The 19,842-nt window shown below is 71.6% G+C and carries 18 protein-coding genes; 4 read left to right on the forward strand and 14 right to left on the reverse strand.

What is annotated here, in order from left to right:
* Positions 1–167 precede the first annotated feature (167 nt).
* The 7 genes from OG439_RS34180 to OG439_RS34210 form a co-directional block, all read right to left on the reverse strand.
* Positions 168–2,894 carry an AfsR/SARP family transcriptional regulator gene (locus OG439_RS34180; RefSeq protein WP_326944766.1) on the reverse strand — a complete coding sequence of 909 codons (2,727 nt, stop codon included), beginning with the start codon at positions 2,892–2,894 and terminating at the stop codon, positions 168–170.
* 511 nt (positions 2,895–3,405) lie between these two features.
* Positions 3,406–4,308: an ectoine hydroxylase gene (gene thpD, locus OG439_RS34185; RefSeq protein WP_326944767.1), complete on the reverse strand. Its 903-nt coding sequence runs from the start codon at positions 4,306–4,308 to the stop codon at positions 3,406–3,408.
* A gap of 34 nt (positions 4,309–4,342) precedes the next feature.
* The gene (locus tag OG439_RS34190) at positions 4,343–4,735 is read right to left on the reverse strand and encodes an ectoine synthase (RefSeq protein WP_247058629.1); all 393 of its coding nucleotides are present in this window, start codon (positions 4,733–4,735) and stop codon (positions 4,343–4,345) included.
* 11 nt (positions 4,736–4,746) lie between these two features.
* On the reverse strand, positions 4,747–6,000 hold the full coding sequence (gene ectB / locus OG439_RS34195; RefSeq protein ID WP_326944768.1) for a diaminobutyrate--2-oxoglutarate transaminase: 1,254 nt from the start codon (positions 5,998–6,000) through the stop codon (positions 4,747–4,749).
* Positions 6,001–6,015: 15 nt separating this feature from the next.
* Entirely contained in the window at positions 6,016–6,570 is a 555-nt protein-coding gene (gene ectA / locus OG439_RS34200; protein WP_326951686.1) for a diaminobutyrate acetyltransferase, read from the reverse strand.
* 220 nt (positions 6,571–6,790) lie between these two features.
* On the reverse strand, positions 6,791–9,826 hold the full coding sequence (locus OG439_RS34205; protein WP_326944769.1) for a patatin-like protein: 3,036 nt from the start codon (positions 9,824–9,826) through the stop codon (positions 6,791–6,793).
* A 108-nt stretch (positions 9,827–9,934) separates the two neighbouring features.
* Positions 9,935–10,918, reverse strand: a complete 984-nt coding sequence (locus OG439_RS34210; RefSeq protein WP_326944770.1) for a zinc-dependent alcohol dehydrogenase family protein — start codon at positions 10,916–10,918, stop codon at positions 9,935–9,937.
* A gap of 113 nt (positions 10,919–11,031) precedes the next feature.
* Between OG439_RS34210 and OG439_RS34215 the strand changes: the two genes are divergently transcribed.
* Complete coding sequence (locus OG439_RS34215; protein ID WP_326944771.1) at positions 11,032–11,400, forward strand: winged helix-turn-helix transcriptional regulator; 369 nt, start codon at positions 11,032–11,034, stop codon at positions 11,398–11,400.
* A gap of 21 nt (positions 11,401–11,421) precedes the next feature.
* Here OG439_RS34215 and OG439_RS34220 read toward each other — a convergent pair whose 3' ends face one another.
* Positions 11,422–12,657, reverse strand: coding sequence for a DUF445 domain-containing protein (locus tag OG439_RS34220; protein WP_326944772.1), 1,236 nt, complete (start codon positions 12,655–12,657; stop codon positions 11,422–11,424).
* A 4-nt stretch (positions 12,658–12,661) separates the two neighbouring features.
* Positions 12,662–13,459, reverse strand: a complete 798-nt coding sequence (locus OG439_RS34225) for an Abi-alpha family protein (protein WP_326944773.1) — start codon at positions 13,457–13,459, stop codon at positions 12,662–12,664.
* Between the two features lie 142 nt (positions 13,460–13,601).
* On the opposite strand from OG439_RS34225, the gene OG439_RS34230 reads away from it, so the two are divergent.
* Positions 13,602–14,423, forward strand: coding sequence for a maleylpyruvate isomerase family mycothiol-dependent enzyme (locus OG439_RS34230; protein ID WP_326944774.1), 822 nt, complete (start codon positions 13,602–13,604; stop codon positions 14,421–14,423).
* Here OG439_RS34230 and OG439_RS34235 read toward each other — a convergent pair.
* Genes OG439_RS34235 through OG439_RS34250 form a run of 4 tightly spaced genes read right to left on the reverse strand, consistent with a single transcriptional unit; the run spans position 14,420 to position 17,677 of the window.
* Positions 14,420–14,884 carry a LapA family protein gene (locus tag OG439_RS34235; RefSeq protein WP_326944775.1) on the reverse strand — a complete coding sequence of 155 codons (465 nt, stop codon included), beginning with the start codon at positions 14,882–14,884 and terminating at the stop codon, positions 14,420–14,422. The genes OG439_RS34230 and OG439_RS34235 overlap by 4 nt on opposite strands.
* A gap of 46 nt (positions 14,885–14,930) precedes the next feature.
* Positions 14,931–16,070, reverse strand: coding sequence for a dipeptidase (locus tag OG439_RS34240; protein ID WP_326944776.1), 1,140 nt, complete (start codon positions 16,068–16,070; stop codon positions 14,931–14,933).
* A gap of 42 nt (positions 16,071–16,112) precedes the next feature.
* On the reverse strand, positions 16,113–16,715 hold the full coding sequence (locus OG439_RS34245; protein WP_326944777.1) for an alpha/beta hydrolase: 603 nt from the start codon (positions 16,713–16,715) through the stop codon (positions 16,113–16,115).
* A complete protein-coding gene (locus OG439_RS34250) occupies positions 16,712–17,677 on the reverse strand; it encodes a ring-cleaving dioxygenase (protein WP_326944778.1) in 966 nt (321 codons plus the stop codon). Before OG439_RS34250 ends, OG439_RS34245 begins: the two co-directional genes overlap by 4 nt.
* 84 nt (positions 17,678–17,761) lie before the next feature.
* Here OG439_RS34250 and OG439_RS34255 point away from each other — a divergent pair, with 84 nt between their 5' ends.
* The gene (locus OG439_RS34255) at positions 17,762–18,217 is read left to right on the forward strand and encodes a MarR family winged helix-turn-helix transcriptional regulator (protein ID WP_326944779.1); all 456 of its coding nucleotides are present in this window, start codon (positions 17,762–17,764) and stop codon (positions 18,215–18,217) included.
* A gap of 6 nt (positions 18,218–18,223) precedes the next feature.
* Here the strand turns inward: OG439_RS34255 and OG439_RS34260 are convergent, their stop codons facing one another.
* Positions 18,224–19,045 carry a helix-turn-helix transcriptional regulator gene (locus OG439_RS34260; protein ID WP_326944780.1) on the reverse strand — a complete coding sequence of 274 codons (822 nt, stop codon included), beginning with the start codon at positions 19,043–19,045 and terminating at the stop codon, positions 18,224–18,226.
* 133 nt (positions 19,046–19,178) lie between these two features.
* On the opposite strand from OG439_RS34260, the gene OG439_RS34265 reads away from it, so the two are divergent.
* The gene (locus OG439_RS34265; protein ID WP_326944781.1) at positions 19,179–19,772 is read left to right on the forward strand and encodes a dienelactone hydrolase family protein; all 594 of its coding nucleotides are present in this window, start codon (positions 19,179–19,181) and stop codon (positions 19,770–19,772) included.
* The last annotated feature ends 70 nt before the right edge of the window (positions 19,773–19,842 follow it).

A 19,842-nucleotide genomic window follows, 5' to 3' on the forward strand; every position in this document is an offset into this window, starting at 1 on the left:
CCCGTGCTCCTGATGGGGCCTGGCACCGGCTTCACAGCCTGCCCCTCCCCAGGGCTCCACCGGCACCGCCGAACCTACGCGGACGGCGGAGGCGGGCACTAAGAATCCACTAAGGATTCCCCGGTCACCGGGCGGCCGTGACCCGTTTGCAACAGCCGGCCGAATCGTCACTGCAGTTCAGCGAGTTCGGCGCGGACTTCGCCGACGAGCTTCGGGTGGACGCGTTCGTAAATGCGCACGGACATCGCGAGCTGCTCACGGGCGCCGGCCGGATCGCCTTTCGCCCGCAGGACCCGGCCCAATGTCAGCCGTAACGCGCCTTCGCGCGCGACAAACTCCCGGCTGATCGCGAGGTCGATCGCCTCGCGGACGTAGCGCTCGGCCGCCGGCTGGTCCCCGGCCCGCAGGCTCAGCGCGGCCAGGTCGTCCAGCGAGCGGACGACCCGGTCGTCGTCGCCCAGCTCGCGGTCGATCCGCAGCGCGGCGAGCTGGTGGGCGATCGCGTCGGGGAAGCGGCCCGCCCGCTGTTCCGCCGCCGCGCAGCTGCTGAGCGCCTGCCCGAGCAGCACGGCGTCGCCGTCGGCCGCCGCGATGACCGTGCGCAGCCGCTCGACGGCCCGGTCGTGTTCGCCGAGCCGGCTCAGCGCGCGGCCGAGCTGCAGGTCGGCCGCGGTGGCAAGCCGGTCGTCGGCGAGCCCGGCGGCCAGCTCCCGCGCCCGCTCGGCGTCGGCGAGCCCGGCGCCCGGCAGCTCGAAGGTCAGCGCGATCTCGCACCGGGTGAGCCGCAGCCAGCACTGCCCGGCGACGTCCCCCGCGGCCACGGCGGCGGCGACGCCGAGCTCGGCCATCCGCGTCCACTCGTCGAGCAGCGGGCACGCGACGCGGTAGGTGTGCCCGAGCAGGGCCAGCCGCCAGACGTCGTCGTAGCGGCCCGCGGCGTACGCGGCGTCGAGCACCGCCAGCAGGTTCGGCCACTCGGCACCGAACCAGTCCTGCGCCTCGGCGAAGCCCGGCAGCGGCGGCATCACGTCTTCGGCGAGCACGCCGGCGAAGTCGAGCGGGTCGACGACGCGGGCGAGCCGGCGCCGGGCCCGGTCGGCCACCGCCTGGTAGTAGCGGACCGTCCAGACGAGCGTCTCGTCGCGCTCCTTCTCGCCTAGCTCCTGCTCCGCCAGCTCGCGCAGGTAGAGCCAGACGAGGTCGTGCGGGGCGAAGACGTCGCGGGCGGTCTCTTCGATGAGGTTGTGCGCGGCCAGTGCCCGCAGCCGGCGGCGGGCCTCGGCCACCGGGATCTGCGCGACGGCGGCCATCAGGTGCGGCCCGACCATCACCCCGGGCACCCCGCCCAGCTGCAGGAACGTCTCGGCGATCTCGCCGGGCAGGCCGCGGAAGGAGACGTCGAAGGCCGCGCGCACCCCGTCTTCGGCGCCGTCGACCTGCAGCCCGGCCAGCCGTGTGCGCTCGTTGCCGAGCTCGTCGACGAGCTCCGCCGCGGTGCGCTGCGGGCTTGCCGACAGCCGGGCGCCGGCGATCCGCAGCGCGAGCGGGAGGTAACCGCAGAGCCGCGCCAGCGTGTGGTTGTGCTCGGCCGGGCCGGCCAGCTCCTCGATCAGCCGGACGGCGTCGCCGGGGGCGAGCGTGCCGAGCACGCGCTGCCTGGCCGCGTTCGACACGGCGAGCCCGTCGAGGCGCGACCGGCTCGTCACCACGGTCATCGTGCGCGCGCTCGGCGGCAGCAGCGGGCGCACCTGCTCGGCCGTGCGGGCGTCGTCGAGCAGCACGAGCATCCGGCGCCCGGCGATCAGTGACCGGTACAGCGCGACGCGCTCGTGCAGCAGCTCCGGGACCTGCGCGGTTTCGACGCCGAGGCCGAGCAGGAACTGCGTCAGCAGCTCGGCGGGCTCCAGCGGCGGGTGGTGCGGGTCGAAGCCGCGCAGCGAGGCGAACAGGACGCCGTCCGGGAACCGCGCCGCGACGCGGTGGGCCCACCAGACGACCAGCGTGCTTTTGCCGACGCCGGCGGTCCCGGTGACTACGGCGATCGTGGTCTCCCCGGCCTCGACGCGGGTGACCAGCGCGTCGAGCCAGTCGAGTTCGCCGGCGCGCCCGGCCAGGCTCGGCACCGCGGCGGGCAGCTGCGAAATCGCCTTCGCGGGCCCTTCCGCCGGCGCCGGGAGGTCGTCGTTGAGCACGCGCTCGTGGAGCCAGCGCAGCTCGGCGCCGGGTTCGACGCCCAGGGCGGCGACGGTGGCGCGGGAGACGGTCCGGTACAGCTCGAGCGCGTCCCCGCGGCGCCCGGCGTGGTAGAGCGCCCGCATCAGCTGGCCCGCGGTCCGCTCCTCCAGGGGATCGGCGAGCGGGCTCAGTTCGACGATCAGCTCGGCGTGCCGGCCCAGGTTCAGGTCCGCGTCGACGCGGGCGCCGTGCACGGCCCGGCGCAGCTCCGCCAGCTCGGGCGCCCGCACGGACTCGGGCACCCCGCCGAGCACCGGGCCCTGCCACAACGCGAGCGCCTCGGCCAGCAGCGCGGCCGCCGTTTCGGGGTTCGCCACGGACGCGCGGTCCAGCAGCGTGCGCGCCCGGTGGGCGTCGATCCGCCCGGGCTCGGCCACCAGCCGGTAGCCGGGCGGGGTGGTGAGGATGGCGGCGTCGCTCTCGATGTCCCGCAGGACGCGCCGCAGGTGGGAGACGTTGCCGTGGATGATGGTCCGGGCCGTCGCGGGCGGGTCGTGGCCCCAGAGCGCGTCGATGATGTCGTCGAGCGCGACGACCTTGCCGGGCTGGAGGGCCAGCAGCGCGAGCAGCCCGCGGACGCCGGGGCCGCCGATGGGCACCGGGACGTCGCCGGCGAAGAGCTGGACGGGCCCGAGCAGCTGGAAGCGGGTTTCGGCCACGCTCGCGCCCACCTCCCCGGGGATCACGGTTGTCCGACGTCTCCCTCGTCGGAAAATTCAACTTACCGTGACGGCAGGCGGACCTGTACCACCCAGTCGGGACGGCCACAGGCCGGTCACCAGGAACTTCGTCACTCTGCGGATTCCGCTGCCGGGGCGCGCCGGGCCTGCGGCTTCCGCCGGACATGACACGACCCCGCACCATCGGTCCCGATCCGCTGGTGCGGGGTCGTGAATGGAACTCCGGCCGGGCCGCCAGGGGGCGCGGTCCGCCCGTCGTCGCCGTGAGCGACCGGGTGGGGTCTGCTCACCCCGAGCGAAGCACCCGCCGGTCGTCCGCGAAGACGGTTCTCGCGCGGGCCACACGCCCTCGCGGTGGCGACACGGTAACAAAGCGCACCGGATCAGTCACCGCCGGGTTGACGCGAATTCTCCGCGCCGGCCCCGAAAAGCCGACAGAAACGCCGAAAGCGGCCGGCACGCGTGCGTGTCGGCCGCTTTCGGGTGCGCGTCAGCGCGAGATCGGCGTCGTGTCGCGGCCGGCGATGAACGCCGGACGCGGCCGGCTCGCGGCGTACGGCTCGGTCAAGGCGTTCTCCACGCTGTTGAACACCAGGAAGATGTTCGAGCGCGGGTACGGCGTGATGTTGTTCCCCGAGCCGTGCATGATGTTCGCGTCGAACCACAGGGCCGACCCGGCCTGCCCGGTGAACTGCTCGATGCCGTGCTCGGCCGCCATCCTGGTGATGTCGTCCTCGGTCGGCACGCCCACCCGCTGGTCCTTGAGCGAGGCCTTGTAGTTCTCGGCCGGCGTCTCGCCGGCGCACTGGACGAACGTCCGGTGCGAGCCCGGCATGATCATCAGGCCGCCGTTGAACGGGTAGTTGTCGGTCAGCGCGATGGAGCAGCTGACCGCCCGCGGGGCCGGCATGCCGTCCTCCGCGTGCCAGGTTTCGAAGTCCGAGTGCCAGTAGAACCCGGTGCCCTTGAACCCGGGCATGTAGTTCACCCGGCTCTGGTGGAGGTAGACGTCGGAGCCGAGCAGCTGCCGCGCCCGGTCCAGCACGCGCGGGTCGCGCACCAGCTCCGAGATCAGGTCCGAGATGTCGTGGACGGCGAAGATCGACCGGACCTCGCCGGTCCGCGCCTCCGTGATCACGCGCTCGTCCTGCGCCGGCTCCCGGTTCGAGGACAGCCGCACCAGCTCCTGCCAGTACGTCTGGACCTCGCCGACCGAGAGCAGGTCGTCGTCCACCGTGTAGCCGCGGGCCTCGTGGTTCGCCAGGGTCGCGGCGTCGATCGGACCATCGGCTTCGGTGCCCCACACGGTGGGGTGCACGCGCGGAAGGTGCTCCGGCGCACCGGTGATCCGGGTCGGGTAACCGTCGTCGACCCGGGTGTCCATCAGCGTCACGGGCTTCGCCTCCTGTGTTGCCGCTCCGGTTCTCTTACGCGTCCTCGGTGATCAGCGGGTACACGCCGTTTTCGTCGTGCACCTCGCGGCCGGTCACCGGGGGGTTGAACACGCACACGCACTTGATCTCGGTCCGCGGCCGGACCTGGTGCTTGTCGTGGTCGTTGAGCAGGTACAGCGTGCCGGGCTTGAGCTCGTGCACCTTGCCGGTGGCGAGGTCCTCGACCTCACCCTCGCCCGAGGTGATGAACACGGCCTCGATGTGGTTCGCGTACCAGAAGTCGTTGACGGTCCCGGCGTAGAGCGTGGTCTCGTGCACCGAGAAGCCGACGCCCTCCTTCGCCAGGATGATGCGCTTGCTGCGCCAGTTGGGGGTCTTGATGTCGGCGTCGGTGTCGGTCACCTCGTCGAGCGTGCGAACGAGCACGTCGTACTCCTCTACTTGGTCAGGACGGCCTTGACGGACTCGTCGATGATGGACAGACCCTGCGTCAGCTCGTCGTCGGTCAGGGTCAGGGGCGGCAGCAGCTTCATGACCTCGCCGTCCGGACCGGACGTCTCCATGAGCATGCCGCGGGCGAAGGCTTCGGCGCAGACGCGCCCGGCCAGGTCGCCGTTCTCGAACTCGAGCCCGCGCGCGAGGCCCCGGCCCTTGGCGGACAGCTTCGCCTCCGGGTAGGCCTCGACGAGCCCGGAGAACGCACTGGCGATGCGCTCCCCGCTGGCCTTGGTCGACTTCTCCAGCTCGTCGTCGCGCCAGTAGGTGTCGATCGCCGCGGTGGCGGTGATGAACGCCGGGCTGATGCCGCGGAAGGTGCCGTTGTGCTCGCCGGGCTCCCAGACGTCGAGCTCCGGCTTGATCAGCGTCAGCGCCATCGGCAGGCCGTAGCCGCTGATGGACTTCGACAGGCAGACGATGTCCGGCGAGATCCCGGCGTCCTCGAAGCTGAAGAACGGGCCGGTGCGGCCGCAGCCCATCTGGACGTCGTCGAGGATCAGCAGGATGTTGTGGCGCTTGCAGAGGTCGTCGAGACCCTTCAGCCACTCCAGGCGCGCGGCGTTGATGCCGCCCTCGCCCTGGACGCCCTCGACGATCACCGCGGCCGGCTCGTTGAGCCCGCTGCCGGAGTCTTCGAGCAGCTTCTCGAAGTACAGGAAGTCCGGCATCGCGCCGTCGAAGTACCGGTCGTACGGCATCGGCGTGGCGTGCACCAGCGGGATGCCCGCGGCGCCGCGCTTCATCGAGTTGCCGGTGACCGACAGCGCGCCGAGCGTCATGCCGTGGAAGGCGTTGGTGAAGTTGATGACCGACTCCTTGCCGGTCACCTTCCGCGCGAGCTTCAGCGCGGCTTCGACGGCGTTCGCGCCGCCCGGACCCGGGAACACGACCTTGTAGTTCAGGTTGCGCGGGTCGAGGATCCGGTCGCGGAAGGTCTGCAGGAAGTCGCGCTTGGCCACGGTGTACATGTCCAGCGCGTGCGTGACGCCGTCACGCTGGATGTAGTCGATCAGGGCCTGCTTCAGCACCGGGTTGTTGTGCCCGTAGTTGAGCGCGCCGGCCCCGGCGAAGAAGTCCAGGTACGGCTTGCCGCTCTCGTCGTGGAGCCAGCTCCCCTGCGCGCGGTCGAACACGACGGGCCAGCCGCGGCTGTAGCTGCGTACTTCGGATTCGAGCTCTTCGAAGATGCTCATGACGTTTCTTTTCTCCTACTCGCCCGGATCTGTGCGTACCGATAGCGGACCGATGCGGTAAAGCTCTTCGGCCAGGTGCCCGGCTTCGGGGAATTCGTTCCCGCCGAACAGCACGCTGGTTTCCATCGCGGTGTTCCAGCGCTTCGCGAACGACGTGAACAACCCGATGGACGCTTCGTTGTCCGGGGTGATGGTGGTCTCGAGGTAGCGCACCCCCGCGCCGACCAGGCGCGTGTACAACGCGTCGAGCAGGGCCCCGGCCAGGCCCTTCCCTCGTTGCGACGCGTCGACCGCGACCTGCCAGACGAGCGCGGCCTCGGGCTCGTCGGGCCGGCGGTAGGCGATCACGAATCCGACCGCCTTGCCGTCCTCGCGCGCGACCACCGATGTCTCGGCGAAATCGCGGCACCACAGCATGTATGCGTACGGCGAGTTGAGATCGAGCTTGGCGGAATCACGCGCGATTCGCCACAGCTCCGCGCCGTCCGCCTTGGTCGGCGATTCGATCAAGTGCGTTACGGACATACTCAGGAAACGTAACAGAGAATTTTCCGGCCGCCAGCGACGCAGCTCACGCACCCCGCGATGACCTGGGGCGACGTGGAGTACCCGGTGAGGAGTCCCACAAACGTGTTTGACGGAAGAAGTTCCGGGGCACACGGGCGCCCAGGTCGCGTCCTCGTTGTCCGTGACCTACCCGCACCATGAACCCCCGGGCCGAAGATCGCAAGGCGCCGGGCCGAATCCCCGCGGGTGACCACACGGCACTTTCACGTGAAAGTGCCGCGGGTCAGGGGCGACGGCGGTGGCGGAGACGTCGCCAGGCCCCGCTGACCGGCATCACGACCGCCGGGAGGATCAGCAGGCCGGAGACCACGAGCCACCACACCGCGCCGTCGCCGCGGCGCCAGCCGGCCACCACGTTGCCGAGCCAGCCGAAGAACGGCCTCGCGATCGGGGGCAGGAACGCGGCCAGCAGCAGCGCCGCCACAACCAGGGCGCCGAGCACCCCCGCCAGCCGCCGTGGCGTGCGGCCCATCGTGAGCAGGGCCGTCGCCAGGTAAACGACCGCGCCGGCCAGCACCGGGAGGCCGATCCACTGCAGGATCGCGCCGCTGCTGTCGCCGATGACCAGGCCGGCCAGCAGCGCCAGCACGCCCGCCGCGAGCGAGCCGAGCGTGCCCAGCTTGGACGCGCTTTGCGAGACCTTCGCCGAGCTGCGGGCCACCGTCCGCAGGATGCCCGCCACCGTCTTGGGCCAGCCGCCGGGCAGCCGGAACGCGACGGTGCCGGCGTTGACCACGGCCGCGCCGAGCTTGACCAGGGTCCGCGTCAGCTGCGGGGTGCCCTGCTCGCCGGCGAGCTTCTCCGCCGAGACCTGGCAGGCCTGGAAGGCGCGCTGGGCGGTGTCCGCGTCGCCGATCGGCCGCGCGCTGCGCGCCCGGAACGCCGCCGACGCCGCGCCGCTGCTGCCGCCGATCTCGACGTCGGCCTGGGCCTGCTCGGCGACCACCGGCAGCTCCTCCGCGGCGATCTGCGCCTGCCGCGTCCGCGCGAGCACCATGGCCGTCACCGGCATGCTGATCGGCGGGTCGTCCGAGAACTTCGCGACCGGCTTCAGCGCGCAGTCCAGCCCGAGGAACGCCAGTTCGGCGCTCAGCTGGTCCTTGAGCTGCGCCAGCTCGGCCGGCTCGGCGTTGTCGGCGGGGTCCGGCTCGCGCCAGAGCGGGCCCAGCGCCGCGACGAACTCGGCGCGGAACGCCTCCGGCCCGATCAGGTCGCGCAGCGTCGCCAGCCGGGCCGGGTCGAGCAGGCACTGGACCAGCCAGCCGGCGCCGTCGACGCGCCCCCACATCCAGTCGCTGGCCCGCCAGGACGCCTTGTAGAACGCGCCGAAGTCGTCGGCCTGCATCCCGGTCAGCTTGTCCCCCGACCGGCGCCGCTTCAGGTCCAGCAGCGTCCGGGAGTCGGCGCTGACCTGCACGAGCTCGACGCGCTGGTCGACCGACGGCGCCTGCGCGAGCAGCCCGCGCGTCGCGACGTGCAGGCCGAGCAGCCGCGCTTGGACGACGTTGTCGGCGCCGTTCTCGAGGGCCAGCCAGTCCAGCAGGACCGAGACGGTGTCGGCCGTCTCGATGGCCGCGTTGGCGGACTCGAGGGCGCCGTTGGCGAGCGCCCGCGACGTCGGCGCCGTCGCGTTCCGCAAGGCCGCGTTGGCGAGCGTGCGCAACGTCGGCGTCGCCGCCCGCAGCGCCGCCACGACCAGCGGCCAGGCCTCGACGACGGCGTCCGAGCGGCCGAGCCCGGCCCACTCCTGGGCGAGCTCGCCGATCCACACCTCGAGGGTGCTGCTCGCGCCCGGCCCGTCGTGCGCGGCGATCCACTGCGCCAGCCGCACCCCGCGGGCCGACGTCTTGCGCGCCGCGTGCAGCCCCGCCCGCGCGTCGTTGAGCTCCTTGGCCTCCTTGGGGTCCGGCCCGAGCCGGAACCCGGCGTTGATCAGCTGCAATCCGGTCGCCACGGCGTCGTCGAGCGCGCTCGTGCGGTAGCCGACCAGCTCGGGCACGGACATGCTCGTCGACGGCGGCGCGAGCGGGATGCCGGCGCTGAGCCCGCCGACGGCGACCGCGCGCAGCTGCTGCGACATCCCGGACGCCCACTCGCGGTCCTCGGTGTCCACATCGGACAGTGCGTACCGGCGGCTGGCCACCTGCACCAGCTCGGCGGCGTCCTCGGCCGTCCGCCGGTCCAGGTACGCCGTGGCCAGCCGCTTGTCGATCAGCGCCTCCGGCCCGCCGCGCAGCCCGAGCGCGGCCAGCGAAACGCGGGTGTCGCGGGTGCGGACGACGGCGTCGTTGTGCCGGGTCAGCTCCTCCAGCTCGGCGCTGACCGACTGGCTCATCACCGTGGAGACGACCTTGCTCATCGCGTTCGCCAGCAACGGCGGGGCCGCCGGGTCGCAGGCGATCGCCGTCGTGTCCTTCTCACCGGTGGGCACGACGTAGAGCAGCAGCCGCCGGACGTCCGCGTGGGACGGGCGCTCGAAGATCTCCCGCAGCGCCGGTCGCAGCGGCTTGTTGAGCAGCACCCCGCCGTCGGTCAGCCAGTGCGACCGGGTCAGGTCGGTGTAGGCCGTCATGTCCGGGTGCAGCGCGTCGGTGCCCTCAGTGCCGATCGGCAGCCGGGCCAGCTCGAACGCACCGGGGAACGACGCGGTGGCGCGCGCGGCGAGCGCCAGCGGCCCCTGCACCCCTTCCGTCCACAGTGGACCTTCGAAGCGGAAGAGCATCCGGTGTTCGGTGTCGCGCACCAGGTTCCCCAGCGCGTCGTCGAACCGGGTCGTCTCGCCGTCGATCATCGTGCCGGTGAGCAGCACGGTGATGTCCGGCGGTTCGGCGGGCGGCGTGCCCGGGCCGGTGATCTCGTGCAGGGCCTGCGCCAGGTCACCGAGCAGCACGCGGTCGCCGTCCAGCACCGACCGCGGCTGCGTCTCCGCCGGGTCGCGGATGAGGTTCTCCAGCGAGCCGATCCGGATCCAGGTGTCGCGCAGCACCTGCGGCGTCGAGCCGAACGCCTCCGCCAGCCCGAGGCAGGCCGCGTTGATCCCGCCGGCGCTGGTGCCGGTCAGTACGTCGATCGACACCGTGGCGCGCAGCAGGTCGAGCAGCCCGCGGTAGAGCCCCGCCTCGGCGTCGCCCCGGGACTCCCGCAGCAGCTGGGAGGTCTCGGTGGCGACGCCGCCCATCCAGATGGCGAGGCTGGCGCCACCGACCATCGTCATGGCCAGGCGGATCTCCTGCTGCCACGGTTCCGCTTGCTCCGCCATGAGCTCCCCAAGCCGGTTGTCGTCCCTGCCCGACGCAGACTAGAGGCGGAAGGTTAGGCGCGGGATACGCGTGGGTGTACGGCCGTTCGGGTGGAGTTGATCGGCTTCTCAGCCGACCGTGACCACCACCTTGCCGAACTGGCCGTTCGCTTCGAGGTACCGGTGCGACTCGGCGACGTCGAAGAGGTCGAACGTCCGGTCCACGCGGGGCCGGAAGGTGCCCGCGCGGACGCCGGCCCGGATGAAGTGGCCCGCCCGGACCAGCCGCTCCGGGTTCATGGTCAGGTCGAACGCGTTGAACATCCGCATGGTCGGCGGGGTCCACAGCGGGAACGGCGTCTCGGGGACGTCGAGCGCGCCGTAGACTACGAGCGAGCCGCCCTTCGCCGTCGCGTCGGACAGCGCGCGCACGCCCGGGCCGGCGACCGCGTCGAAGACGAAGTCCGCGCCATGCCCGGCGGTGATCTCTCGGGTGCGGCCGGCGACGTCTTCGTCGTCGGTGACGATCACGTGCGCCGCGCCCGCGTCCAGCAGCCGCTGCTTCTTCGCCGCGGTGCGCGTGGCGGCGAGCGGGATCGCGCCGATGTGGTTGACGACGTCGATCGTCGCCAGGCCGACGCTGCTCGACGCCGCCGTGATCAGCACGAACTCGCCCGGCCGCACGTGTCCTTCGTCGACGATCGCGCCGTACGCGGTGAGGAACGGCCCCCACAGCGCGACCGTCTCGATCGCGTCGAGCCCCTCCGGACGGCGCAGCACCGCCGACGCGGGCACGACCGCCGCTTCGCCGTAGACGCCGTAGTTCCGCATCGAGAAGCCCGCGACCGTGCTGACCGCCTCTCCGACGGCGAACTCCGTGACGCCGTCGCCGAGCGCCTCGACGATCCCGGACGCCGAGTAGCCGAGCTTCGCCGGGAACTCGTCCGGGCGCTCGAAGTACGTGCCGGCGCGGAACATCGCCTCGGCCCGGTTGAGCCCGATCGCCTCGACCCGCAGCCGCAGTTCGCCGGGGCCCGGCGCGCCGGGGTCGACGTCGGTCAGTTCCAGCACTTCCGGTCCGCCCTCGGCGGCGAACCGCACCGTCTTCGTCATTCTCGATTCCTTTCGGTTGCCTCGGAATCGATCGTGGTCCGGATGCGTTTGCGCTGGAAGACGGCACTTTCCTGGTACGACGGCACACGCCTGTTACGAACGAGGTCACAGCGATGGACAACGGCGAAACTCCTCCGGCCGACGCGTGCTCCCTGCGCGAGGTGCTGGATCTGGTGGGCGACAAGTGGGCGGTCCGCGTCCTCGTCCGGCTCGGCGACGGCCCGCGGCGGTTCAGCGAACTGGAACGCGCGCTCGACGGCGTCTCCCGGCGGATGCTGTCCCTGACGTTGCGCGGCTTGGAGCGCAACGGCCTGGTGACGCGCAAGGTCTACCCCGAGGTCCCGCCGCGGGTGGAGTACACGATGACGGCCCACGCGGCGGAGCTGGACGAGCCACTGCACGCACTCTCGGCGTGGGCGGCCAAGCACCGCTCGAAGGTGGCCGAGGCGCGGAAGGCCTACGAACTCGTGAGTGGTAATTAGGGTTCTAACCCGAATTACCACTCACGAGGCCAGGTGCTCCAGCAGCAGGACCTGGGCCTCACCGACCGCGAAGCCCAGTACCGCGCCCGTGGCGATGAGGATCCATTCGTCCTGCTCGAAGGCCGGGCGCAGGAGGCGCTCGAACTCGTGCGGGGACAGCTCCTTCATCTTCGTCACCAGGACGTTGCGGATGTCCATCGCGTCCGTGGCGTAGTCCTCGATGTAGCGCATCGTCTCCGGCAGGCGGTTCATGATCTGCGACGCGATCGACAGCTTCATGTCCTGGTACTTGCGGCTGCCCACCGCGAACACCACCAGCGGCCGCGCGACCCGGCCGAGCTCGGCGTCCAGCTGGCGCTGGATCAGCGCGAGGACGCGGTCGGACAGCGGGCCGTGCAGGATCGCCTCGATGACGTTGTGCGGCGTGATGATCTCCTTCGCGATCAGCTCGCCGTACGCCTCCGCGACCTCCTTGCGCCGCTTGAGGAACAGCCCCTGCCACTCGACGCCGAAGTACTTCTTGGGCTCGATCGGGAAGAAGATCATCCGCAGCGCGAGCCAGTCGGTGAACCAGCCCGTGAACAGGCCGAACACCGGCATGATCAGCGGGAACTTGAACAGGATCCAGGCGATCATCTGGATCACGCCGATCGCGCCGCCGAACACCAGGCCCGACCGCGCGATGAACTTGAACTCCTGCGCGCCGGCCTCCTGGAAGATCCGGTTCAGCAGCCGCTTGTCCTTGACCAGGCTGGTGACCACCATGCCCTTGAGGTCGAACACACTGTCCACATCGGACTTGATCAGGTCGAGCACGGCGGCCACCATCCGCGGCGACTCGTGCTGGACGCGCTCGATCACCAGCTGCTGCACCCGCACCGGGAGCGACTCCCACAGGCCCGGCTGGTAGTGCCCGGCGACCTCGCGCACGATGTCCTCGACGCCCGCGAGCAGCGGTTTCTCGATCTCCCGGGCGATGCGGCCGGCGTCGAGGCGCGCGACGACCTCGGCCGGCTTGATCAGCTGCTCGGTCATGGTGTCGCAGGCGATGCTCGCCATCCGCGCGGCGCGCTTGGGCACGATGCCCTGCCAGCCGAAGAACGGCTTGATGCCGATGAACTCGACCGGCTGGAACATCATCCGGATGGCGACGAGCTTGGTGCCGTAGCCGATCAGGGCGGCGACGATCGGGATCGAGACGTACAGGGGCCAGTGCTGGGCGAAGTCGGCGACGATGCCGGCGAGGAACGACCCCACGGGGTCAGCCGAGACTCGGGTCGCAGGCCTGCCAGAACTCCGCGCCGAGGCGCGAGACGTGGATCGTCCGCTTGACGAACTTCGCGCGCTTGACGTGCTTCTCGGCGTCGCGGACCGTCTCGTCCGTCATCAGGATCTCGTACTGCGTCTCCAGCGACGGCACCTCTTCGTCGAGGTCGACCAGGCCGAGCCCGATCAGCCGCGTGACGTAGCCGGGCACCTGGTCGGGCAGCGAGACGCCGGCGACCTTGCCGACGGTCGACGCGTTGCGCAGCACCAGCCGGCCCGCGCCGCCGAGGCTGGTGCGCTCGGCGACGTCGATCGCGGGGAACGGCGAGCCGTCCGACAGCGCCGACAGGATCCGGGCCTCGTCCGGCGTCAGCTGGCGCAGGATGATCGCGTAGAAGTACTCGCGGGCCCGGGCGCGGCCGAAGCCGATGGAGTGGTTGAGCAGCTCGGCCATCGCGGCACGCAGCGGCTCGGTGTGGTTGTCGCGCGCGGGCACGAGGGTGACGGTGGCCTCGATCGGCCTGTTGCCCGACACCTGCGGGCGGTTCATCGCGGACGCCGCGGTGAGCGCCGCGTGGTACGGGTCGTCGACCTCGTCGAGCCGCCGCCGCAGCTCGCCCAGCAGCTGGCGTTCCACCTGCCGCACCCCGCGTTCGGCGGTCTCCACGCCGGGCAGCCGGCGGGTGAACGCGAAGCCGGTGCGCGCGGCCCAGCCGGCCAGCTGGCCGGCGCGGCGGGCCAGGTCGGCCACCTCGTCGCCGGTGCCCCGGCCGTTCGGTCGCTCTGCGTTCACGGGCGGACTCCCCTCTGCTTACGCGGTGATGCTACCTGCGAGTAGGCCGGATGGCGGTGTGACTACCAGCATCCTTCGGGGGCCCGGGTGGCGGAGCCCCCGGCTCGGGGCGAAGCCCCGGACAGCAGCGCATGATGTGGCCATGAATCCTTGGGGTCCGCCGATCGACGTCCTCCCGTATTTTTCGAAGGAGGAGCAGTCGCTGATGACGCTGCTCGGCGCGCTGACTCCCGAGGACTGGGAGCGGCCGACGATGTGCGACGGCTGGTCGGTCAAGGACATCGCGGCCCACCTGCTGGGCGACAAGGTCGGCCGCCTGTCCCGCGGCCGCGACGGCCACTCCGCCGACGGCCCGCGTCCCGGCGAGGCGTTCCCGCGGTTCATCGACCGGCTCAACGACGAGTGGGTCGTCGCCTGCCGGCGGCTCTCGACGGACGTCCTGCTCACGATGCTGTACGAGTTCATGGGCCAGACGACCGACTACTGGGCGAAGCTCGACCTCGACGTCCTGGGTGAGCCGGTCAGCTGGGCGGGTGACGCGCCGGCACCGCGCTGGCTCGACGCGGCGCGCGACTATTCGGAGTTCTGGGTGCACCACGTGCAGCTGCGCGAGGCCCTCGAGCACACGCCGCTGGAGGCCGAGCACGCCGAGCCGATCGCCGACACGTTCGTCCGGGCGTTGCCGCACACCCTGCGCGACGTCGAGGCCCGCGTCGGCAAGCAGGTCGGCTACACGGTGACTGGCGCGGGCGGCGGCAAGTGGCACGCCCGCCTGGAGCGTGACGGCTGGGTCCTCGACCGCGGCGCCCCGCCGTCGCGCACGCCGCTGGCCACGGTGACGACGGACGCGGACACGTTCTGGCGGCTCTGCACCCGCAACGGCCCGGACGTCAGCCGCGTGAAGACCTCAGGCGACGAAAACGTTTGCGCGGTGGTACTCGGGATGACGTCGATCATCCTTTAACGGCGTGGGCGGCGAGCCTGCTTCCGCAGCTGCAGGATGCGGGCGCCGCCGATCAGCGCGACCAGCGCCGCGCCGCCCAGGGCCGAGAACAACATCGCGATGGCCAGCGGCAGGCTGCCTTCGGCGCCGAAGAAGTGGACCGTCGCCGGGTCGAGGTTCTGCAGGATGAACACCAGCAGCACGGTCAGCACGAGCAGGCCGGCGATCACCGCGACCCAGGTGCCGCTGATCCGCGTCGGCCGGGCCTTGCCCCGGCCCGCCGACGACGTCGACGTGCCGACCCGGGTGGGCGCCGGCCGCACCGGCGTCACCTCCTCCGGGCCCGGCCGGACGTCGCCGGCACGCAGCTCGGCGGGCTCCAAGGCGCCTTCCGGCACCTCGGTTCCGGACAGGTTCCCGGGCAGGTCGTGGTCTGCGGAGCCGGTGGGGTGGCCGGCCGCGTCCCCGCGCGCGTGCGTCATGTCTCCAGTGTCCGTCCAGCACGCGGGGACCGCTGCGTCAAACCCCCTAACGGGTGTACGCGTCGACGTCCCGGAGCACGCGGAGCGTGTTCTTCCCGGCCAGTTTGGCGCAGTCGTCGTCACTCCACCCCCGGTCGAGCAGCGCGGCGAACAACACCGGGTACTTGGACGTGTCCTCCAGCCCCTCCGGCAGCGTGCCGACGCCGTCGTAGTCGCCGCCGAGGCCGATGTGGTCGACCCCGGCCACCTCGCGGGCGTGCTCGACGTGCGCGACGACGTCGTCGACCGTCGCCTTCGGCTTGACCGGCGCGTCCCACTCCGCGACGAACTTCCCGCGCTGGGTGAGGTTGCGGTAGTCCTGCCCGGCCTCGGCCATGGCCGCCTTGAGCTGCTCGTCCCAGGCGGCGACCTTCGGCGAGATGAACGCGGGCACGAAGGTGACCATCGCGACGCCGCCGTTGCCGGACAGCTTCGCGAGGACGTCGTCGGGGATGTTGCGCGGGTGGTCGTTGACCGCGAGGCACGAGGAGTGGCTGAAGATCACCGGCACCGAGCTGATCTCGATCGCGGCCCGCATCGTCGACGGCGCGACGTGCGAGAGGTCGACCATCATGCCGATCTTGTTCATCTCGCGCACGACGTCGCGGCCGAACTCGGTGAGCCCGCCGTGGGCCGGCTCGTCGGTGCCCGAGTCGGCCCAGGTGGTGTTGAAGTTGTGCGTCAGCGTCATGTACCGGACGCCGAGGCGGCGCAGGCTCCGCAGCACCCCGAGCGACTCGGCGATGCTGTGCCCGCCTTCGGCGCCGAGCAGCGACGCGATCCGGCCGTCGGCGAACGCGGCCTCGGCCTCGTCGGCGGTGTCGACCAGCCGGAGCCGGTCGGGGTAGCGCTCGGCGAGCTGGTGGACGACCTCGATCTGCTCCAGCACGGCGGTCACCGCGCTGTGGCCTTCGAACTCACACGGCACGTACACCGACCAGAACTGCATGCCCAGCTTCCCGTCGGCGAGCTTCGGGAAGTCGGTGTGGAGGGCGGGCTGCCGGACGTTCAGGTCGAGCGAGGCGGCCGCCTCGACCGGGTTCGCACCACCGTGCTGCCGCAGCTCCCACGGCAGGTCGTTGTGCCCGTCGGCGAGGATGACCCCGTCCAGCAGTTCGGTAGCACGCTGTAGTGCCTCGTTAGTCATCACCCGATCCTAGGGTGACGCCGTATACGCTCCGTACAATCGCTACGGCGCAAGCCACTTCGCCGCCGCGCGGACACCGTCCACAGTGACCTGATGGCCGCCGGGGTGACGATCCGTGACGACGTCGGCACCGCGCTCGCGCAGCAGCCGGATCAGCTCTTCCGTGGACGCCAGCGGCGCCATCGGGTCGTGTTCGCCGTTGGCCAGGAAGATCCGCGACGCGCTCAGGTCGTGGGCCGGCGGGTCCGGCACCGGCGACATCGGCGCGAACAACGCGGCTTCACGCACGACCTCGGGCCGCAGCAGCGCGACGGCGGCCGCGATGTTGGCGCCGTTCGAGAAACCCACCGCGACCAGCCGGCGGTCGCCGAAGCCGTACTTCTCCCGCGCCTCGACGACGAAGTCCGCCAGCTCATGAGCCCGCTTGACGACGTCTTCGTGGTCGAAGACGCCTTCTTCGAGCCGTCGGAACCAGCGCGCGGCGCCGTGCTCCGACACCGGCCCGGCGGGCGCCAGGGTCGTGGCACCCGGGGCCAGCTCACGCGCCAGGCCGAGCAGGTCGTCCGGGCCGCCGCCGGTGCCGTGCAGCAGGAGCAGCACCGGCGCGTCCGGCGCACCCTCGACGTACTTGTGCACCAGCGTCATGACAGCTCCGGGTTGTTCTCGGCGGGGAGGTTCAGCTTCGGGAGCATGTGCCGGATCTCGTCGCGGCGCGGCTCCAGCCACGGCGGCAGCTTGAGCGCGCGGCCCAGCTCCAGCAGCGGCTCGTCGATGGCGAACCCGGGCTCGTCGGTCGCGACTTCGAGGAGCGTGCCGCCCGGCTCGCGGAAGTAGATCGAGCGGAAGTACTGCCGGTCCAAAATGGACGTCACGGTGACGCCCTTGTCCACGAGCTCCTCACGCCACGTCTTCTGCGTCGCCTCGTCGGGCGCGCGCCAGGCCACGTGGTGCACGGTGCCCGCGGCGACCAGCCCGCGCGGCGCGTCCGGCGTCACGAGGACGTCGACCAGCGCGCCCGGCCCGCCGTCGCCGGCGGCGAACCGCAGGCGGTTGCCGTCCTGGCCGGTGAAGCCGAGGCCGAGGCCGTCGGTGAGCATGCCCGCGGTGGCGTCCTCCTTGTTGACCGACAGCGTCACGGAGTGCAGGCCGCGGACGGCGTGCTCGGCGGGCACCAGTTCGGTGTCCCACGGGTCGCGCGGATCGCCCTGCGGGTGCGCGACGAGCGCGAGCTGCAGGCCGTCCGGGTCGCGGAAGGTCAGCGTGTCCTCGTCGTCGGCGCCCGTGACCTCGCCCGTCTCGATCTGCTGCGCGTTCAGGTGCTGCTTCCACCAGCCGATGGACGCCTCGGGCACGGAGAACGACGTGGTCGTCGCCTGGCCGGTGCCGTGGCGGCCGCTCGGCGCGTCGGGCCACGGGAAGAACGTCATCAGCGAGCCCGGCTTGCCGGAGCTGTCGCCGTAGTAGAGGTGGTAGGTGCCCGGATCGTCGAAGTTCACGGTGGTCTTCACCAGCCGCAGTCCGAGGGTCCGGAGGTAGAAGTCGGCGTTGCGCTGCGGGTCGCCGCCGATGGCGGTGACGTGGTGCAGGCCGGACGTCTTGATCGACATGGAGTGCCTCCTCTGGCCAAGGTAACCGGAGAACCTCTCGCGCGCAAGATATATTCCGGGCAGACTCTCCGCTAGGCTGTTCGCGTGACACCCGATCCGAAGACCGACGACGACGAGATCGTCACCTGGTGGGGCCTGGTCATCGAGGGTTACCTGGCCACCCAGGACAAGCTGATGGGCGAGATCGCGGAGCGCTTCGGCCTCGCGCCCGCGTCGTTCGACATCCTGATGCGGCTGGTCCGCTCGCCCGAGCACCGGATGCCGATGACCCGGCTGGCGACCGAGGCCGCGCTGTCCAGCGGCGGCTTCACGAAGGTCGCGGACCGCCTGGTGGCGGCCGACCTGATCTGCCGCGTCCCGAGCCCGGACGACCGCCGCGTCACGTTCGCGTCGCTGACCGACCACGGCCTGGAGGTGGCGAACAAGGCCCGGGCGGCCGCCGCGAACATCCTGCGCCGCATCGTCCTGACCCCGCTGGGCGACGACGCGGCCGGCCTCGCCGAGGCGATGCGGACCCTGCGGACGTTCAACGGCGAGTGAGCCGGTTCAGGAGGCGGCCGGTGCCGTCCACATCGCCAGCAGCTCCAGCGCCGACGCCGCCGGGCTCGCCGGTTCCGGGCTGAACGCCACCAGCCGCTGCCCGGTCTCCCCGGGCAGGTCGAAGTGCTCGAACCGCAGGGTCAGCTCGCCGACGACGGGGTGCCGGAAGCGCTTGCTCCCGTGCGTGCGCTGCTGGACGTCCCGCCCGGCCCACCACGTCCGGAACGGCTCGCTCTTCATCATCAGCTCGCCGAGCAACGTCGCGAGCGCTTCGTCGTCGTAGTGCCGGCTGGTCGCCAGGCGCAGCGCCCCGACGGTCGCCCGCGCGACCTCCGGCCAGTCGGCGAACCGCTCTTCGCTAGCCGCGTCGAGGAAAGCGAAGCGGGCGAGGTTGCGCTCGCGCGGCGTCACCGCGGCGAAGTCGAAGAACAGCTGAGCGGCCAGCGAGTTCCAGGCCAGGACGTCCATCCGGTGGTTGATCACCAGCGCCGGCACGCGGTCCATCATGGCGAGCAGCTGCGTCAGCTCGGCGCGGACGCGCTCGGGTCGCGGCCGGCCCGAAGGCCGCGGGCGGGCCAGGCCGTCGAGGTAACGGCGCTCGTCGACGTCGAGGCGCAACGCGCGGCCGATCGCGCCGAGCACGGCTTCCGACGGCCGGGACGCGCGCCCCTGCTCGAGCCGGACGTAGTACTCGACGCTGATCCCGGCGAGCGCGGCGACCTCCTCCCGCCGCAGCCCGGCGACGCGACGGCGGGCGTCGGCCCGGCCGGGAGCGATCCGGGCCCGGCGCGACTTGAGGAACCGGCCCAGCTCGTTGTGCTCGCTCATCAGGCCAGTGTGCGACACCCGCGTGGTTCGAGCGTGGTCCTGCCAGTACCAGTAACGGCCGTCCGGGGGTCACGCCGGGAGCTGGCTGCCCGGGTGGCGCGCCCCGAAACTGGTGCTCTGCGAAAGGACGAACATGTGTCACAGCACGGACAGCCGCCCGCCCGCGTTGCCGAACCCCGGCGTGATCGCCCGGAGCGGCGCGCTCGAACTCACCTCCGCGGACGGCACGGTGTTCTCGGCCCTGGAGGCGATCCCGGCCGAGCCCACCGGCGTCCGGATCGTGCTCCTGCCGGACATCCGCGGCACGCACCCGTACTACCAAGCGCTCGCTGACCGCTTCGCGCAGGCGGGTTTCGCGACCGCGGCCATCGACTACTACGGCCGTACCGCGGGTGTCGGCGTACGCGACGACCGGTTCGAGTGGCGGCGGCACCTGCCGTCGGTCCGGCCGGACGACGTCGTCGCCGACGTCGAGGCGGCGGCCGCGCACCTGGGCGAAGGACCGCTGTTCACGGTCGGCTTCTGCTTCGGCGGCGGCCAGTCCTGGCGCCTGGCCGCGAGCGACCTCGGCGTCAGCGGCGTGATCGGCTTCTACGGCCTGCCGTACGAGAGGCAGGTGTACGAGGGCGCCCCGCACTCGTTCTTCGACGCGACCTACGAGGAGTGGCAAGACGCGTGCGACGACGCCTGGAGCCGGACACTCGCGTTCATCGGGAAGCACCGTTGAAAAACCGGTGCTGGCCAGGGCCGCTGAGCAGGCGCACGATGGGATGAGCGACGTCTGGGGGCCATGGGGA

Origin of the sequence: Amycolatopsis sp. NBC_01307 (assembly GCF_035975215.1) — a bacterium.
Lineage (GTDB): Bacteria > Actinomycetota > Actinomycetes > Mycobacteriales > Pseudonocardiaceae > Amycolatopsis.

Excerpts from the sequence above, each read along its gene's own strand:
- OG439_RS34235 (WP_326944775.1), bottom strand. The coding sequence starts at position 14,884 with ATGACGCACGCGCGCGGGGACGCGGCCGGCCACCCCACCGGCTCCGCA.
- ectB (WP_326944768.1), bottom strand. The coding sequence starts at position 6,000 with ATGAGCATCTTCGAAGAGCTCGAATCCGAAGTACGCAGCTACAGCCGC.
- OG439_RS34245 (WP_326944777.1), bottom strand. The coding sequence starts at position 16,715 with ATGACGCTGGTGCACAAGTACGTCGAGGGTGCGCCGGACGCGCCGGTG.
- OG439_RS34210 (WP_326944770.1), bottom strand. The coding sequence starts at position 10,918 with ATGACGAAGACGGTGCGGTTCGCCGCCGAGGGCGGACCGGAAGTGCTG.
- OG439_RS34250 (WP_326944778.1), bottom strand. The coding sequence starts at position 17,677 with ATGTCGATCAAGACGTCCGGCCTGCACCACGTCACCGCCATCGGCGGC.
- OG439_RS34240 (WP_326944776.1), bottom strand. The coding sequence starts at position 16,070 with ATGACTAACGAGGCACTACAGCGTGCTACCGAACTGCTGGACGGGGTC.
- OG439_RS34205 (WP_326944769.1), bottom strand. The coding sequence starts at position 9,826 with ATGGCGGAGCAAGCGGAACCGTGGCAGCAGGAGATCCGCCTGGCCATG.
- OG439_RS34215 (WP_326944771.1), top strand. The coding sequence starts at position 11,032 with ATGGACAACGGCGAAACTCCTCCGGCCGACGCGTGCTCCCTGCGCGAG.
- OG439_RS34260 (WP_326944780.1), bottom strand. The coding sequence starts at position 19,045 with ATGAGCGAGCACAACGAGCTGGGCCGGTTCCTCAAGTCGCGCCGGGCC.
- OG439_RS34230 (WP_326944774.1), top strand. The coding sequence starts at position 13,602 with ATGAATCCTTGGGGTCCGCCGATCGACGTCCTCCCGTATTTTTCGAAG.
- OG439_RS34265 (WP_326944781.1), top strand. The coding sequence starts at position 19,179 with ATGTGTCACAGCACGGACAGCCGCCCGCCCGCGTTGCCGAACCCCGGC.